The 17037-nt window shown below is 27.8% G+C and carries 19 protein-coding genes; 12 read left to right on the forward strand and 7 right to left on the reverse strand.

Annotated elements, in window-relative coordinates:
- Positions 1-44: 44 nt before the first annotated feature.
- Both ACIJYG_RS06905 and ACIJYG_RS06910 read left to right on the forward strand, forming a co-directional pair.
- Positions 45-470 carry an FxsA family protein gene (locus ACIJYG_RS06905; RefSeq protein WP_435096721.1) on the forward strand — a complete coding sequence of 142 codons (426 nt, stop codon included), beginning with the start codon at positions 45-47 and terminating at the stop codon, positions 468-470.
- Positions 454-876, forward strand: coding sequence for a protein-export chaperone SecB (locus tag ACIJYG_RS06910; protein WP_435096724.1), 423 nt, complete (start codon positions 454-456; stop codon positions 874-876). The genes ACIJYG_RS06905 and ACIJYG_RS06910 overlap by 17 nt, the downstream gene beginning before the upstream one ends.
- Here the strand turns inward: ACIJYG_RS06910 and dnaQ are convergent.
- The 5 genes from dnaQ to ACIJYG_RS06935 are packed head-to-tail and all read right to left on the reverse strand — an operon-like array spanning position 869 to position 4296.
- Positions 869-1534 carry a DNA polymerase III subunit epsilon gene (dnaQ, locus tag ACIJYG_RS06915; protein ID WP_435096727.1) on the reverse strand — a complete coding sequence of 222 codons (666 nt, stop codon included), beginning with the start codon at positions 1532-1534 and terminating at the stop codon, positions 869-871. The genes ACIJYG_RS06910 and dnaQ overlap by 8 nt on opposite strands.
- Positions 1535-2104, reverse strand: coding sequence for a dephospho-CoA kinase (gene coaE / locus ACIJYG_RS06920; RefSeq protein WP_435096730.1), 570 nt, complete (start codon positions 2102-2104; stop codon positions 1535-1537).
- Positions 2104-2895: a shikimate dehydrogenase gene (gene aroE / locus ACIJYG_RS06925; RefSeq protein WP_435096733.1), complete on the reverse strand. Its 792-nt coding sequence runs from the start codon at positions 2893-2895 to the stop codon at positions 2104-2106. Before aroE ends, coaE begins: the two co-directional genes overlap by 1 nt.
- Positions 2892-3479 (reverse strand): Maf family protein, encoded by a 588-nt coding sequence (locus ACIJYG_RS06930; protein WP_435096736.1) that lies wholly within the window; start codon positions 3477-3479, stop codon positions 2892-2894. Before ACIJYG_RS06930 ends, aroE begins: the two co-directional genes overlap by 4 nt.
- Complete coding sequence (locus ACIJYG_RS06935; protein ID WP_435096739.1) at positions 3469-4296, reverse strand: pyruvate, water dikinase regulatory protein; 828 nt, start codon at positions 4294-4296, stop codon at positions 3469-3471. Before ACIJYG_RS06935 ends, ACIJYG_RS06930 begins: the two co-directional genes overlap by 11 nt.
- Before the next feature lie 273 nt (positions 4297-4569).
- Between ACIJYG_RS06935 and hemE the strand changes: the two genes are divergently transcribed.
- The 10 genes from hemE to ACIJYG_RS06985 all read left to right on the forward strand — a co-directional run bounded on the left by hemE (position 4570) and on the right by ACIJYG_RS06985 (position 15605).
- A complete protein-coding gene (gene hemE / locus ACIJYG_RS06940; RefSeq protein ID WP_435096742.1) occupies positions 4570-5571 on the forward strand; it encodes a uroporphyrinogen decarboxylase in 1002 nt (333 codons plus the stop codon).
- The gene (gene hemH, locus ACIJYG_RS06945; protein ID WP_435096745.1) at positions 5571-6605 is read left to right on the forward strand and encodes a ferrochelatase; all 1035 of its coding nucleotides are present in this window, start codon (positions 5571-5573) and stop codon (positions 6603-6605) included. The genes hemE and hemH overlap by 1 nt, the downstream gene beginning before the upstream one ends.
- Entirely contained in the window at positions 6598-7032 is a 435-nt protein-coding gene (gene hemJ / locus ACIJYG_RS06950) for a protoporphyrinogen oxidase HemJ (RefSeq protein WP_435096748.1), read from the forward strand. Before hemH ends, hemJ begins: the two co-directional genes overlap by 8 nt.
- A gap of 64 nt (positions 7033-7096) precedes the next feature.
- On the forward strand, positions 7097-8365 hold the full coding sequence (gene rho / locus ACIJYG_RS06955) for a transcription termination factor Rho (RefSeq protein ID WP_435085929.1): 1269 nt from the start codon (positions 7097-7099) through the stop codon (positions 8363-8365).
- Between the two features lie 30 nt (positions 8366-8395).
- Complete coding sequence (locus ACIJYG_RS06960) at positions 8396-9961, forward strand: tetratricopeptide repeat-containing sulfotransferase family protein (protein ID WP_435096751.1); 1566 nt, start codon at positions 8396-8398, stop codon at positions 9959-9961.
- A gap of 21 nt (positions 9962-9982) precedes the next feature.
- The gene (gene mnmE / locus ACIJYG_RS06965) at positions 9983-11314 is read left to right on the forward strand and encodes a tRNA uridine-5-carboxymethylaminomethyl(34) synthesis GTPase MnmE (protein ID WP_435096754.1); all 1332 of its coding nucleotides are present in this window, start codon (positions 9983-9985) and stop codon (positions 11312-11314) included.
- 117 nt (positions 11315-11431) lie between these two features.
- On the forward strand, positions 11432-13303 hold the full coding sequence (gene mnmG / locus ACIJYG_RS06970) for a tRNA uridine-5-carboxymethylaminomethyl(34) synthesis enzyme MnmG (protein WP_435096757.1): 1872 nt from the start codon (positions 11432-11434) through the stop codon (positions 13301-13303).
- The gene (locus ACIJYG_RS06975) at positions 13303-13968 is read left to right on the forward strand and encodes a 16S rRNA (guanine(527)-N(7))-methyltransferase RsmG (protein WP_435096760.1); all 666 of its coding nucleotides are present in this window, start codon (positions 13303-13305) and stop codon (positions 13966-13968) included. The genes mnmG and ACIJYG_RS06975 overlap by 1 nt, the downstream gene beginning before the upstream one ends.
- On the forward strand, positions 13969-14763 hold the full coding sequence (locus tag ACIJYG_RS06980; protein ID WP_435096763.1) for a ParA family protein: 795 nt from the start codon (positions 13969-13971) through the stop codon (positions 14761-14763).
- Positions 14763-15605 carry a ParB/RepB/Spo0J family partition protein gene (locus ACIJYG_RS06985; protein ID WP_435096766.1) on the forward strand — a complete coding sequence of 281 codons (843 nt, stop codon included), beginning with the start codon at positions 14763-14765 and terminating at the stop codon, positions 15603-15605. Before ACIJYG_RS06980 ends, ACIJYG_RS06985 begins: the two co-directional genes overlap by 1 nt.
- On the opposite strand, the gene holA is transcribed toward ACIJYG_RS06985, so the two are convergent.
- Positions 15595-16587, reverse strand: coding sequence for a DNA polymerase III subunit delta (holA, locus tag ACIJYG_RS06990; RefSeq protein ID WP_435096769.1), 993 nt, complete (start codon positions 16585-16587; stop codon positions 15595-15597). The two genes, ACIJYG_RS06985 and holA, sit on opposite strands and share 11 nt — an antisense overlap.
- A complete protein-coding gene (locus ACIJYG_RS06995; RefSeq protein WP_435096772.1) occupies positions 16587-17036 on the reverse strand; it encodes a hypothetical protein in 450 nt (149 codons plus the stop codon). The genes holA and ACIJYG_RS06995 overlap by 1 nt, the downstream gene beginning before the upstream one ends.
- Position 17037: the final 1 nt, after the last annotated feature.

Genomic DNA, 17037 nt, shown 5'->3' on the forward strand with positions numbered 1-17037 from the left:
TACTATGTTGATTAATTTCAACTAGCAATTTAGATTAAAGACAAATGAACCCAATTTTATTATCGATATTATTAGTCCCGGCAGTTGAAATTTATCTTCTAATTAAAATAGGCTCTCAAATTGGAGCTATTACTACAATTTTATTAATTTTTACTACAGCTATAGTTGGAATTTATTATGCAAAATATGAGGGTTTGAATACTCTAAAATCAGGATTTGCAGAATTAAGTAAAAATAAACCACCAACCTATGAAATGATATCAGGTGCTGCAATTGCTTTTGCTGCATTACTTTTAATTATCCCCGGATTTGCAACTGATGTTTTGGGATTTTTGCTCATTTTTCCAATAAGTCGAAGGTTTTTTTTTAGTATACTTTCAAAAAAATTTACACATAAACAACCCAATGAAAATAACTTTATAGATGGAGACTATGAAGATATAGAAAATGACGATGACAGAAAAATATAAGATTTTAGGAAAGTATATTAAGGATATGTCTAGTGAAACTAAAGACATAGAAACATATTTGTTTGTTAAAGATAGAATTGCAAAATATCAACTTGGGATCGACATAACTTCAAAACCATTAAAAAATAAATTAATTGAAGTTAATACTAACTTGAGATTTGAGGACAAAGAAAAGAGTAATAAAAAATCATATTTTGAAATAATTTACTCTACAATTATTAAAATTGACGAAGAGATAAAAGATAAGAAAGAATTGGAAAGAATTATATTGTGTGATGTTCAAACTAAAATTTACCCTGATTTAGAAAAATCTCTTTTGGACCTTTTACATAATTCTGGTTATGAGGAAATTAAATTTGAAAAAAAAGTAGACTTTGAAGCCCTATATAACAACAGATTTAATTAAAAAAGTTTTTTTTTAAATCACTTTTTAAATATTCTTTATGTTTCTTAAGTTCATCGGTGGTTGGTAAAATGATTTTTTTAAAATATTCGGTTACAGTATTATTATTTACTTTTATTTGAGAATCTTGATTTTGAAAATTAAGAGTTGGTTCTTTTTGATCTATTAAATTTATATACACTTTTGCCAGCAGATCACAGTCTATTAATGCTGTGTGGTTTGTTCTTTTTGAATTATCTACTCTATACCTTTTACAAAGAGCATCTAAACTAACTGGAGAACCGGGGAATTTATCTCTGGCTAGGGTTAGTGTATCTACTACTTCATTTTTAATTTTATTTTTCCCAAGCAAAGACAATTCATTATTTAAATGCCCTAAATCAAATTCTGCATTATGTATTATAAGTCTTTTGTCTTTAATAAATTCCAAAAATTGGTCACCAACATCAATAAATTTTTTTTGGGAAGCTAAAAATTCGTCAGTATATCCGTGAACTTCGAGAGCTTTTTCTGATACTTTCCTTTCAGGGTTTAAATAACAATGAAATTTATTCTTAGTTGAGATTAAATTATCTAATTCTATACAGCCTATCTCGACAATTCTGTGTCCTTCTTTAATTGAAATTCCAGTTGTTTCTGTATCTAGTACTACTTCTTTCATTTATTCAATTTTATTTAAGATACTTCTTATACCATCTTTAATCGATTTTTTTGTAAAATTATTTTTAACAATAAAATGGGATTTTTTCTTTTTATACCTAATCGGTAGCTGTATTGCCTTAAATTTTTGCAAAAGTTTTTCATTAAAGTTTTTTCTTTTTTTCAAACTTTTTGCAATTAATGATTTTTTAGATTGTACATAAACCAATATATCTCCCTTTTTATTAATTTTATTTTCTAACAAAAGTGGGATATCTAAAATCACAATTTTTTTATTTTTATTTTTTTTTAAAAAATCATTCAATTTTTTTCCTATTTCAGTATGAACAATTTTAACTATTTTATTTAGATTATTTTTATTAGCTAAAATTGCATTGGAAATTTCTAATTTGTCTATGGGGAATGAATAAATATATTTTGGTAATTTTATTTTTAATTTTTTAAAAATAATTTTGTTTTGTTGATATAATTTAGTTACCTCATAATCTGCATTAAAGACTGGGTAACCAAAATTTTTGGCCACGTAACTTTTGCCAGAACCTATATCACCTAAAATTCCAATTTTAATCATTAATCTAAAAGTTTAATAACGTTTTCATCAACATCAGGTTCAAATTTATGCCAAATATTAAATGCTGAAAGAGCCTGATAAATAAACATTAATTTGCCATTTAAGGTTACGTTACCTAAACTTTGTCCAGTTTTTAAAAAATTCGTCTCTTTAGGATTATAAATAACATCATAAAAAATTTTGTTTTTAGAAATTAATGAAAAATCAAGATTTATATTATCTTCTTTTTTCAAACCTATACTTGTAGCATTTATAATCACATCAAAATTTGGAACCTCGCCCCACTCTATTATTTCTATATTTTCAAAAAGTTTTTTTAAATTTTCAACTTTCTCTTTTGTTCTATTGCTTATTTTAATTTTAGAAACTTTCATTTGGTTTAAAGCAAAGATTATTGATGGAACCACTCCCCCAGCTCCTAAGATCAAAACCTCTTTGTTAATAAAATTATATTTTGATTTTTTAATACTAGTTTCAAAACCAACTATATCAGTATTATGACCCATCACCTTATTGTCTTCTAAATAAATGGTGTTAACTGATTGTGTGCTCTTAGCTTCGATGCTTAATTTATCTAAAAAGGGAATAATAGCTTTTTTGAATGGTACTGTAACATTAATACCATTAATCTCTTTTTTTTTAACTTGCAAAATAAGCTGCCCTAATTGATCTTCATTTAATTTCTGTTTTTCATAAACAGCATCGATACCATTTTTTTTTATCCAATAATTATGTAATATTGGGGACAAGGAGTGTTCAATAGGATTTCCTATTACTAAAAATTTTTTCATTGGTAGTTTTTTAAATACTCCTTAATTTTTAAAACAGGTAGTCCCATTATTGTGTCTTCATCTCCAGTAATACTTGAAAATAGGTGTCTTCCATCACCCTCGATTTGGTACACGTTATAAGCGTATAAAGTTTCATCTGAAATTTTAGATAGATAAATTTTTAAGTCTTTTTCTGAAAAATTTTTCATTATTAATTCAGCCTTATCAGTATAATTCCATATCATTGAACCGTTCCTTGAAATACAGACAGAGCTTACTAATTTATGTTTTTTTCCATTAAGTTTTTTTAGTATAGTTAAAGCCTCTTCTCTACTCTCAGGTTTAGATATTAGCTCACCATCTAAATCTATTACGCTATCTGCCCCTAAAACCATTCTTTCTTTTTGATTTAAACTTACTTTGTTAGCCTTTAATTCGGCTAAATTTTTTGAGATAATTTCTGGAGATGCTTGTTCGCTTATAAGGCTTTCTTTAACGAAATCTTCATCTACATTTGACGGTATAACTTCACAGCATAAATTATTTCTATCTAGAATTTCTTTCCTAACCTTGCTTTTAGATGCAAGAATAATTTTATTTAACATTATTTAAATATATTTCATGTATTTTTATTATTGATGCGGCCGTTTCTTCAACAGATTTTCTTGTAACATCAATTGACGGCCATCTATATTTTTGGAATGTCTTTTTTGCGTCTGTTATCTCTTTTTTAATATTTTCTATATCTGTATATTTTATGTTTTCAGTTTCTTTTAAAGAACTCATCCTATTTTTTCTTAAATCAACCAAGCGTTCTGGCTCGGTATTCAAGCCCACTACACAGGTTAATTGTGGGTTATCTCTTAGTTTACTTGGTAAGGAATTTTCATTTACAAGCGGTATGTTTGAAGTTTTGAAGCCTTTATTTGCAAGATAAATTGATGTTGGTGTTTTACTTGTTCTACTTACACCAACTAAAATTATATCTGATTTTTCTATATCATTAACTAAGTTTCCATCATCATGGTTCATCGTAAATTGAATGGCTTCTATTCTTTCATAATATTCATCATTAAGAGCGTGTTGACCGCTTGGTTCGTGTGACGCTTTTTGATTAAGAATTTTGGAAAAATTTAAAATTAAATTTCCAAGAACACCAAAACAAGGAATTTTTTTTTCATCACTTACATTGGCCAAATACTTAGCTAAATTATTATCAACTATTGTATAAAGAATTACTGAATTTTCATTTTTTTTTGCATCTTCTAAAATTTTGAGAATTTGATTTTCTGTTCTCGTAAAAGAATAAGAGTGTATTTTATATTCAATGTTTTTAAATTGGGCTTTTAAAGCTAAAAAAATTCGATCCAGTGTCTCGCCGGTCGAATCTGATATTAGATAAATTTCGTATGTATTGCTCATGAATAAATTGTTAATAAATTTGTATTGTTTTAATCAAATTACTCAATTTAATTATTGGTTAATTATTATTGTAAAATAAGGGTTTTATTAACATTAATAAATTTATAGATAAAATTATACAATATATTGAATAAAAATATAAAAAGCTTCAATTTTAACAATAGTATTAATTATTAACTGTTATTAAGTTGTTAATAAAATGTTAAAAAAAACTTATCATCACTATTCACAGTACATAATACTAATACAATAATTATATATAACTATTTTAATATGACCCCTCTACACAAAGTAATAATAAATAAAGAAACAAAAATTAATCCTATCTGGATAATGAGGCAAGCTGGAAGATACCTACCTGAATTTAGAGAGATAAGAAAATTAAATCCAAACTTTATAAATTTATGCTTAAATGAAAATCTATCAACAGAGATTACTTTACAACCTTTAAAAAGATTTAATTTAGATGCTGCAATAATTTTTTCTGATATTTTAATGCTTCCTTATGGGCTGAATCAAAAAGTTGAGTTTGAAAAAGGTTTTGGACCCAAATTGGGCAAAGTTAATATCGATGAAATGTCTAGATTAGACGAGGTTGATTTTGTTCAGAAGATTTATCCAGTTTATAAAGCTATTAATAAAGTAAGCACAAATGATCTGGTAAAAAATAAAAATACAATCGGTTTTGTAGGAGCACCCTGGACTTTACTAGTTTATATTATTAATCAACAATCACCTAAAAAAAACTTAAAAGAAAATTTTTTTAAAGACAACTTTTTAATAAACAGAATTTTATTGATTTTAGAAAAATTTTTAAAAATACATATTAAAAACCAAATCGATAATGGTGCAAATGTAATACAAATATTTGATAGTTGGGCAGGTTTATTAGAAGAAAAAGATATACCTAATTATATTTATTCACCCACTCTAAACTTGGTGAATTATGTTAAATCTTTAAACATACCTGTTATTTGCTTTCCTAGGGAAATTAAAAATTATAAAGAATTTTGTGAAATCATCAAACCAGATGCGGTCGGCATTGATTATAATGTAGATCCAAAAAAAATTTTGAAAAATATAAAAATTCCAGTCCAAGGTGGACTAGACCCTAAAATATTACTTACTGAAAAAGAAACGATAAAAAAAGAAGCAACAAAATATTTAGACATTTTTAAAGATCATCCATATATCTTTAATCTAGGACATGGTGTTTTACCTGAAACAGATCCCAACATGTTTGAATATTTAGTTAACACTGTAAAAAATTATTAATGAAAAAGGCTGTAATTCTTTTTAATTTAGGGGGGCCTGATAAATTAGAAAACGTTCAACCATTCTTGTTTAATTTATTTAATGATCCTGCAATACTAAATTTACCTAGTATTTTTAGATATCCTCTAGCCAAATTAATTTCCTACAGAAGAACACCAACCGCTAAAAAAATATACCAGGAGCTTGGTGGGTCATCACCTATTTTGGAATTAACAGAAGAACAGTCAAAAAGCCTAGAATTAAGACTTAATAATGATGATCAGAATTCAGAGTATAAATGTTTTATTGTTATGAGGTGCTGGCACCCAAGGGCGGAAGAAGTTATAAATCATGTAAAAAATTTTAATCCTGATGAGATTATATTAATGCCTCTATACCCACAATATTCTGCAGCAACATCAGGCTCTTCAATTAAGGAATGGAAAGATATTTGTAAAAAGAATAATATCAAAATTAAAACAAGTACAATTTGTTGTTATCCTACAGATGATAATTTTGTTTTAGCACATAAAGAAGAAATATTAAAAAAAATTAATAATTTAGAAAATTTTAAACTAATATTTTCTGCACACGGTTTGCCAGAAAAGAATATAAAAAAAGGTGACCCCTATCAATGGCAAGTAGAGCAATCAGTTGATAAAATTGTTAAATCTATAAATATTGAAAATTTAGATTGGATATTAAGTTATCAAAGTCGTGTTGGACCTTTAAAATGGATTGGTCCATCCACAGAAGATATTATTGTAGAAAACTCAAGAACAGGTAAACATATTGTCTTAGTTCCTATAGCATTTGTATCCGAACACTCAGAAACATTGGTTGAATTAGATATAGAATATAAAGAATTGGCAGATAAAAATGGATGTAAGAATTATACAAGAGTTCCGGCTTTAGGTACTAATGAAAATTATATAAAAGCCATGTCTAATTTAATTATTAAAAAACAGGATTATAATTTTAATGGAGAACTTTTTCCTCCAAAAACACAATGCCCAAACAAATTTGTTAAATGTCCGTGCTTAAATTATGAATAGTTATTTAGTATTTAAAAGTTTACATCTAATAGCCGTAATTTCGTGGATGGCCGGTCTATTGTATCTTCCAAGAATTTTTGTCTATCATGTTGAGAATAAAGAAAAAAAAGAAGTGACTGATATCTTTGAAGTAATGGAAAAAAAACTTTTCTATTACATAATGCGTCCCGCAATGATTTTCACTTGGATCTTTGGTCTGGCTCTGATTTATTTAAATGGGTTAGAAATATTTTCTCAATTATGGATGCAAATCAAAATAATCTTAGTTATTTTATTATCAGCTTATAATGATTATCTTGGTAAATGCCTTTTATCTTTAAAAAATAAATCTAACAATAAATCTTCAAAATTCTTCAGATTAATTAATGAAATTCCAACGGTGGTACTTATTTTAGTAGTATTTCTTGTAATTTTTAAGCCAATCTAGGGTTGAAATAACTGCTATAGCATATATATTAATCTAATCTTTACAGTCCTAAAAAATTTAAATCATGAACATCCAAGAGTTAAAATTAAAATCATCTGAACAACTTATTACGCAAGCTGAAGAGCTGGGTATTGAGAATGCGAGCACATTAAGAAAACAAGAAATTCTTTTTGCAATTTTAAAAAAAGTTGCAGAAAAAGAAGAAATTACTGGAGCAGGTGTTTTACAATTATTACAAGACGGATTTGGTTTTTTAAGAGCAATGGAATCAAACTATTTACCTGGACCAGATGATATTTATGTTAGCCCAAGTCAAATTAGAAAATTTGGTTTAAGAACTGGAGACACTGTTGAAGGACCAGTTAGAGCCCCCAAAGAAGGTGAAAGATATTTTGCCTTACTTCAAGTTAGTAAAATTAATTTTGAAGAACCGGAAAAAGCGAGGCACAAAATTGCATTTGATAATTTAACACCTCTTTATCCAGACCAACAAATGGTGATGGAAGTGGAGACAACTAAAATAGAAAAAAAACCAGATTTAACACCTAGATTAATCGATCTTGTAAGCCCAATTGGAAAAGGACAAAGGTCTATTATCATTTCACCACCTAAGGCTGGTAAGACAATGATATTACAAAGTATTGCAAACTCAATTGCTAAAAATTATCCAAAAAGCTATTTGATGGTTTTGTTGATCGATGAACGACCAGAAGAAGTTACTGACATGCAAAGAACAGTAAAAGGTGAAGTTATTAGCTCTACTTTTGATGAACCAGCTCAACGCCACGTTGCTGTTGCTGAGATGGTTATTGAAAAAGCAAAAAGATTAACAGAGCATAAAAAAGATGTTGTTATATTATTAGACTCAATCACAAGACTGGGGAGGGCTTATAATGCTGTTATTCCAAGTTCTGGAAAAGTTTTAACTGGAGGTGTAGATGCAAACGCCCTTCAAAGACCCAAAAGATTTTTTGGTGCTGCAAGAAATATTGAAGAGGGTGGATCTCTAACAATCATTTCAACTGCTTTGATCGATACCGGAAGTAGAATGGATGAAGTAATTTTTGAAGAATTTAAAGGAACTGGAAACAGTGAAACTGTACTTGATAGAAAAATAGCCGATAAGAGAATATATCCAGCAATTGATATTACTAAATCAGGAACTAGAAGAGAAGAATTATTATTTGATAAAAATGATCTTCAAAAAATGAATGTATTAAGAAGGATAATAGCACCAATGGGCACAATGGATGCTATCGAGTTTATTAATTCTAAATTAAAAGACACAAAAAATAATGCTGAATTCTTTAATTCGATGAATAAACCAGCATAAAATTTCAATGATTTTTTATTTCATAAATTTATGGATATAAAAAACAGAGTATTAGAAATTCAAAAATTAATCAGCATTAATAAATTTTCCCAAGCTATCTTGGACTGTGAAAAACTGATTAAAAAATTCCCTGAAAATTCTTATTTTTATAATTTATGTGGTCTGGCACTACAAAAGAGTGACCAAACAAATAAATCAATAAAATATTTTAAAAAAGCTATATCTCTTGAACCAACAAATTTCGCTGCAATGAATAATTTAGCAAATTCTTATAAAGGTTTGTTTGAATACAAAAAGGCTGAAGATTTATACATAGAAATTAAAAAGAAAGACCCAACAAATATTAAAGTTTTGAATAATTATGCAAATTTAAAAAAGGAATTTAATAAATATCATGATGCAATAAATCTTTTGTTAGATGCAATAAAAGTAAATGCGAAGGATGTAAATGTATTATCTAATATTGCTGCCTGTTTTCAAAGCATTGGCGATATGAATAAAGCCAAAGAATATGCTTTAAAAGTGTTAGATTTAGAGCCTAACAACACGCACATCCATAAATTTATTAGTGACATGTTAAATTATAGAAAAGATAAAAATCATCTGAATACTATGAGGGAATTATTACATAACAGTAGTTTTAAAAATTTTGCATCAAAAGAAAAAGCAGATTTATATTTTGCGTTAGGAAAAGCACATGAGGATATCGGAGATTTTGAAAACTCGTACTATTTTTTGAATAAAGCAAATTTAAATATGAAAGAAAATAAAAATTATAATTTTTTTCACATTCAAAAATTATTTAATAATATTTTTAAACTTTTTAATAGCTTAGACGATAAAATTTTAAAAAAGAAACAATCTAAAAAACGTGTAATTTTTATTTGTGGTATGCCAAGATCAGGAACTACATTAGTTGAGCAAATAATAGCTTCTCATAGCAAAGTAAGTGGAGCAGGTGAACTTCAATATTTGGAAAAAGTAATTAATGAAAATTTTTTAGAGGATGCAAAGTTTAATAAACAAAAAATTATTGAGGAGTTGTCAAATGAAAAAAATATTATTTTTGAGAGATATTTTGAACTTTTAAATTTTCATAACTTTGATACAGATATTGTTACTGATAAAGCACCACAAAATTTTATATGGATTGGGTTTATAAAATTTTTCTTTCCTAATAGTAAAATTATTCATTGTTCACGGAATCCTAAGGATAATTGTTTATCAATATTTAAAAATCAATTTTCATCTAACACTATGTCTTGGTCGTACGATCAAACTTTAGTTGCAAAATATTATAATCTATATTTGGAAATGATGAATTTTTGGAAATTAAAATATAACGATTTTATTTTTGATGCAAATTATGAAAAAATTGTAACCTCTCCAGAATCAGAAGTTAAGAAGATGCTTTTATTTTGTGATTTAAATTGGGAGTCAGAGTGCTTAAACTTCTACCAAAATAAAAAAACTCCCGTTCAAACTGCTAGTGTTTCTCAAGCAAGTAAACCAATTTATAAATCTTCAATAAATACAAGTAGTGGATTTTCCAAATATTTATCAGAAATGTTTGAGATTCTTGATACCAAGTCATAAAAAACAAAGTATAATTGGTGGATGACCATTTATGCTTTATCCAGTGGACCAGGAATTTCCGGTATTGCCATAATAAGAATATCAGGATCTGAAACATCAAAAGCAATCAAATTATTGACTGGTAAAAGTGTTCCAAAACCGCGGGTAGCAACTCTCAGAAAAATTAATAAAATCAGCACTTCCGAGCTTATTGATGAGGGTATAATATTATGGTTTCCTGGCCCTGAGAGCTACACAGGTGAAGATATGGCCGAAATACAGGTACATGGAAGCAAAGCTGTAATTGATACTTTACACAGCTCTATCTCAGAAATCGAAAATTGTCGTTTAGCAGAACCTGGCGAGTTTACAAAACTTGCGTTTCAAAATGGAAAAATAAATTTACTTAAAGCTGAGAGCATTGCCGATTTAATTTCGTCCGAAACTGAAATTCAAAGACAGCAAGCGATTAAAATTATGAATGGAAAATCTGCTGATCAATTTAATTTTCTAAGAGAAAAACTTTTAAAAATATTATCTCACGTTGAAGCAAAAATAGATTTTCCAGATGAAGATTTACCAAATGATATTTTGAAAGAAATTAAAAAAAATTCAGATGAAATTTTAATAAATATCGAAAAGATTTTAGATGATCAAAAAGTTGGAGAAAGAATTAGAGAAGGTTTTAAAATTGCAATTCTTGGACCTACCAATGCAGGTAAGTCTAGTCTTCTTAATTATCTGTCTAATAGAGATGTCGCAATAGTTTCAGAGATTGCAGGAACAACAAGAGATGTAATAGAAACACATCTTAACATAGATGGTTATCCAGTAATTGTTTCTGACACTGCCGGTATAAGAGAGTCTAAAAACGAAATTGAAAAGAAAGGTATTAAATTATCTTTAAATAGAGCAGAAGAAGCCGATTTAAAGTTGGTAGTTGTTGATGCAAAAAACCTTGATTTTAATGATGTTTTGAAGGGTTTATTAGATGAAAATGCAATCTTAGTAATAAATAAATCAGATCTTTTAAAGGGAAATATTGACCCAGAGATCAAAAAATTAAATCATGTATTAATTTCAATTAAGGAAAATTTAAACATTGATGAATTAATTTTAAAAATAAAAAATAATCTAAAAAATAAATTTATAACAAGTGATGATATTTTAATTACCAGAGAACGACATAGACAACATCTTGAACAATGTTTAGAGCATCTTAATAATTTTAATAAAAAAAATGAAGTTGAAGATTTTGATAAAGCCGCAGAAGATTTAAGATTAGCTACCAGACATCTTGGTATGATTGTTGGAAAAGTTGATGTTGAAGAGATATTAGGTAGTATTTTTAACGACTTTTGTATAGGTAAATAATAGTCTATTTTCATTATTTTAAGCCTCTTTTTTTATAGAAAACATTGATAATTAATGCTTATTTGAGCAAAACTATACGTACCTTGTAAATATAATAATCAGTTATAAATTTAGCTTATGAAAAATGATTTATCATTCGATGTTGTAGTAATAGGTGGTGGACATGCTGGTTGTGAGGCTGCAGCAGCTTCTGCACGACTAGGAGTTAACACTGCCCTATTCACTCATAAGAAAGAAACTATTGGAGAGATGTCTTGTAACCCGGCAATTGGTGGTTTAGGTAAAGGTCATTTAGTAAGAGAAATAGATGCCCTTGATGGTGTCATGGGTGAGGTTGCAGATAAATCGGGTATACAATTTAGATTATTAAATAGAAGTAGAGGTCCAGCAGTGAGAGGACCTAGAACTCAATCTGATAGATCATTATATCGTAAATATATGCAAGAAAAACTTGCAAACTACTGTAATTTAAGCATTTTTTCTGATCCTGTAATAAAGTTTATTTTTGATAAAAATACAATAAATGGCCTCATAACTAAAGAAGGTAAAAAAGTTTTATGTTCTAAGCTAATACTAACAACGGGCACTTTTTTAAATGGTTTGATACATATAGGCGATGAAAGAACACCTGCAGGTAGGTATGATGAGAAACCTTCAACAGGATTAAGTGAACAATTAGAAAAATACAATTTTAAAATAGGAAGATTAAAAACAGGAACCCCTCCCCGACTTGACTCGAGAACAATTAATTATGAAAATTTAGAAGAACAGTTCGCAGATGATGATCCTTATTTTTTTTCTTTCTTAACTAAAAAAAATATTAATAAACAAGTTTCATGTCGTATGACTTACACTAACGATAAGGTTCATAAAATTATTGAAAAAAATTTATCTAAGAGTGCTATGTACTCTGGTAGCATACAAGGTGTTGGACCTAGATACTGCCCATCTATCGAAGACAAGATAGTAAAATTTGCTGATAAGGGTCGACATCAGATATTTTTAGAGCCTGAAGGGCTAAATGATCATACAATTTACCCAAATGGTATCTCAACATCACTTCCAGCTGACGTACAACAAGAAATATGTAACAATATCAATGGTTTAGAGAATGTATCTATTATAAGACCAGGATATGCCATAGAATATGACTATATAGATCCAAGAGAACTGTTTTTAACACTTGAAACTAAGAAGATTAGTAATCTTTACCTTGCAGGTCAGATTAACGGTACAACAGGATATGAAGAAGCAGCAGCCCAAGGTCTGATAGCTGGGATAAATGCTGCTTTATCTCATAAAAAATTAGAACCCTTTATATTAGACAGATCTGATGCTTACATAGGTGTAATGATTGATGATTTAGTGACTAAAGGTGTGGCCGAACCATACAGAATGTTTACATCAAGAGCTGAATATAGATTAAGCTTGAGATCTGATAATGCAGATCAAAGATTAACTGCAAAAGGAATAGAAATTGGATTAATTGGTGATGTAAGAAAAGTTCTTTATCTAGATAAATTCGACAAAATTAGTCAAATTAATGCAAAAATGGGTCAATCAACTATATCACCTAATAAAGCTGATGAATTTGGTGTAAAAATAGCAAAAGATGGTGTTTTAAGATCTTCTAATGAAATATTAACACAAAAAGGGGTTGATATGAATAAAATTAGGGAAATTTGGACTGATATACCTTTTTTTAGCAAAGAAATTGATGAACAGGTTGAAATTAATGCTCATTATAGGGGTTATTTGAAGAAGCAAAAAGCTGATATTCAGGCCTTTAAGAGAGATGAAAACCTTATAATACCCGATAAAATCAACTATGATGGCCTTTCAGGATTGTCAAATGAGGTAAAAGCTAAATTCAAGCAAATAAAACCAAAAACAATGGGTCAAGCACTGAGAATTGATGGAATTACTCCAGCTGCTGTATATATTTTGTTGTCACATGTCAAAAGAAAGTCTATTAAGCATATAGCTTAATGGATCAAGAAATTTTAAAATCATATTCAAGATTAAATGGTTTAAATGTTTCACGTGAAACATTTTTGGACTTTGAAAACTATATATCCATGATTATTGAAAAAAATAAAAAAATTAACATAATCAGCCAAAATACATCATTCAAAAAGACTATATTTGAACGTCATATTATTGATTCTGCACAAATTATTGATTTTGTTGACTTTAATAGTAATACAACCACAGATTTAGGATCTGGTGCAGGTTTTCCGGGGATTGTAATAGCAATTATGCTCAAAAATATGAAAAATAATATGGACGTGCATCTTTATGAAAAAAGCTACCATAAAAGCCGTTTTTTAGAGGAAGTTTCTGAAAAACTAAATTTAAATACAAAAGTTTTTCAAAAAAATATTTTTGAAATAAAAAATTTAGAAACAGGTACGGTTATGTCAAGAGCATTCAAGCCAATGCCAGTGGTTCTAGATTTAGTTTATGAAAATTTTTCCAGATATAAAAATTTAATATTTTTTATGGGCAAGAGTGGAAAAAAAATATTTCAAAAATCTAAAGATGATTGGAGTTTGGAATATGTAGAAAAAAAAAGTTTAACTAATGAGGATTCATTTTTATTAAATATAAAAAAAATTAGTAAGAAAAATAAAAAAAGATATAAGAAAAACTAAATGCAAATTATTTCAGTAATAAATCAAAAGGGTGGGGTAGGAAAAACAACAACCGTTATAAATTTAGCTGCTGGATTAACTCAACTTAATAAAAAAATTTTAGTTATTGATTTAGATCCTCAAGGAAATGCCACTACGGGTCTTGGATTATCTAACGTAGACAACTCAAGTGACACAATTTATGGTGTACTGAATGGAACTAGACAGATTAATGAGATAATCAAGAAGACACAGTTTGAAAATTTAGATATTATCACCTCTAATGTAGATCTGTCAGGACTTGAGGTAGAAACGGCTGACGATAGTAATAGAGCATTCATATTAAAGGTAAAATTAACCGCTTATTTAAACAATTCTAGAGGATTATACGACTATGTGCTGATTGATTGTCCGCCTTCCTTAAGTCTTCTGACGGTTATGGCGCTTGTCTGCTCAAACTCACTTCTGGTACCTTTACAAACAGAATTCTTTGCTCTTGAGGGACTAACCCAACTCATGAAAACTATTGAGAGGATAAAAGTAAGTTTAAACCCTGATTTAAAAATTAGAGGGATCCTTTTAACTATGTATGACAAAAGAAATAAGCTTTCTTCACAAGTTGAAAAAGAAGCTAGAGATTATTTCAATGAAAAAGTTTACTCAACAGTAATTCCAAGAAATGTGAGACTATCAGAAGCACCTTCACATGGAATGCCAGTTTTAATTTATGATAAATCCTGTCCTGGAAGTAAGTCCTATTTTAATTTTACTGATGAATTTATTAATCAAGAGTCAACAATCGGGAGTGCTGCATAATGGATAAAATTAAAAAGGGACTTGGAAGAGGGCTATCATCATTAATTGGCGAAACTCAAGTTGAAGTACAAAAAAATCAGCTACCAGTAAGTGACTTAATACCAAACAAATACCAACCAAGAAAAAATTTTGATGAGTCAAACTTAGAAGACTTAACAAACTCCATAAAACAGAGGGGAATGATACAGCCAATCATAGTTAGAAAATCAAATGACGAAAATTCAAAATTTGAAATAATTGCAGGTGAGAGAAGGTGGCTGGCGGCACAAAGAGCAGGTATTCATGATGTTCCCGTGGTAATCACAGAGGCTGATGATTTAAAATCTTTAGAATTTGCAATAGTTGAAAATGTTCAAAGACATGATTTAAGCCCTCTTGAAGAGGCGCAAGGTTATAAACGTTTAATAGATGAATTTTCATATGATCAAGAAAAGGTATCAAAATTTATAGGTAAAAGTAGAAGTTATATAACAAACTCTTTGAGAATACTTACTCTACCTCCAGAAGTTATTAAATTAATAGAGTCCAAAAGGTTATCAACAGGACATGCCAAAATTTTAGTAGGTCTAGACAATGCAAGTTTTGTGGCAAATAAAATTGTAGAGAATAAATTATCAGTAAGGCAAGCAGAAAACTTTGTTCAATTATTTAAAAAGAAAAGACAAAAATCAAAGATCACAAAAGATAGCAATATTTTAGCTCTTGAGCTTTCGATATCAAATAAAATAGGATTAAATGTAGAAATACAAAATAATAAGAGGAATAAAGGAAAAATTTCTTTTGAATATAAAGACCTAGATCAGTTAAATAAAATCATAGATATAATTAAATCTAACTATTAATTTTAGAAGAAGACTGGTTTAAAATAAAATCAGTAATTAAATTAATTGAATTATGTATATTTTTCTTAATTTGTAATTCAATTTCACTGAGTTCAAAAATAAGTTTTTTAATATTTTTTGGGTTCCTTTTTTGAATCTGCTGTTTTGTAATTTCTTTTTCTTTCCAAAAAATTGGTGGTTTTGCTGATGAGATGGTTAAATCTATATTTTTGTTTGTTTCAAATGTTTTTGATAAGTTAAGTAATTTTTTCGCTTTGATTAAAAAAGACCTAGCGATTATAATACAGTCTTCATTATTATAATTATTTTCATTTAAAATAGTTATTATTTTCTTTTTGTTTTGAGCAAGACAATTATCAATAAGTTCTGATACGCTGTGGTTCTCACTTAAATTGATCAATTTTGTTAAATTCTCATCGTTAATCTTTTTTCCTTTTTTGCTAAAATACTCAATTTTTTGAAGCTCATTAATAAGTATTTCTCTATCACCATTGCATCTGTTCACTATTAGGTTAATATTTGAAGGTGAAATTGAAATCTTTCTATCCCTTAAAAAACCATATGTTAATTTAGATAATGCTTGATCATTATCAGGATAGAAGGGAATACAAACTAATTTTTTATCTTTTTCAAACAAAGATCTTAATTTTGATTTCTTTTCTAAATTATCTGAATTTAAAATTATTATGGTTTCATCTAGATTTTTTAAATGTAAAGTTTCAATAATCTTCAAAATTTTATCAGAAGCTCTTTTAATGACAATAAATTTTTCTTGTTCAAATAGAGATTTAGATAAAATATTTTCAATAAAATCATTCTCATTATCTAAAATTTCTTTTTCTTCATAGTTTGAGATTTTATTTTTATCTTTAATTAGAATTCTAAGAGTTTCATTTTTTAAACCTTCATTTTTTCCATAAAAAAGTATTGAACGGTTAATATCTAGATTAATCTTATTAATTTCAAACGATTTTAGAATCATCAATTGATATTTAATTCTGAGACTAGTTTTTTAGAAATTGAAGAAGCAAAGTTTTGCTTGATGGATCTTTCATATTTTGATTCTTCAAACTTGTCATCCATACTATCCATATTTTTTTTTTCAGTAATTATAATTTCTTGATTAGTTGGTTTTATTATAAATATTGTTTTAGCATTTAGTTGGTAGTTGGTTACCTTCCCAGTTCCATCTTTACTAAAAATAATTTTTTCATATTTACTTTCTGCTTCTATAAAAATTTTATTATCAATTTTATCATTTTTATATTTATTTAAGTTTATTTTTAAAAAATTACCTAGTTCTCTGTCTCCAGTGTAATTAACTTGTTCTATTGAAAAGTTTGCATTACTAATATTCAAATAAATTGGTGTAAAACCACAATTAGTCAGAAAAAATACTAAAGATAAGGTTATTATATTTTTTTTTATCATT

This window comes from Candidatus Pelagibacter bacterium nBUS_27 (assembly GCF_051200985.1).
In the GTDB taxonomy this organism is placed as follows: domain Bacteria; phylum Pseudomonadota; class Alphaproteobacteria; order Pelagibacterales; family Pelagibacteraceae; genus Pelagibacter.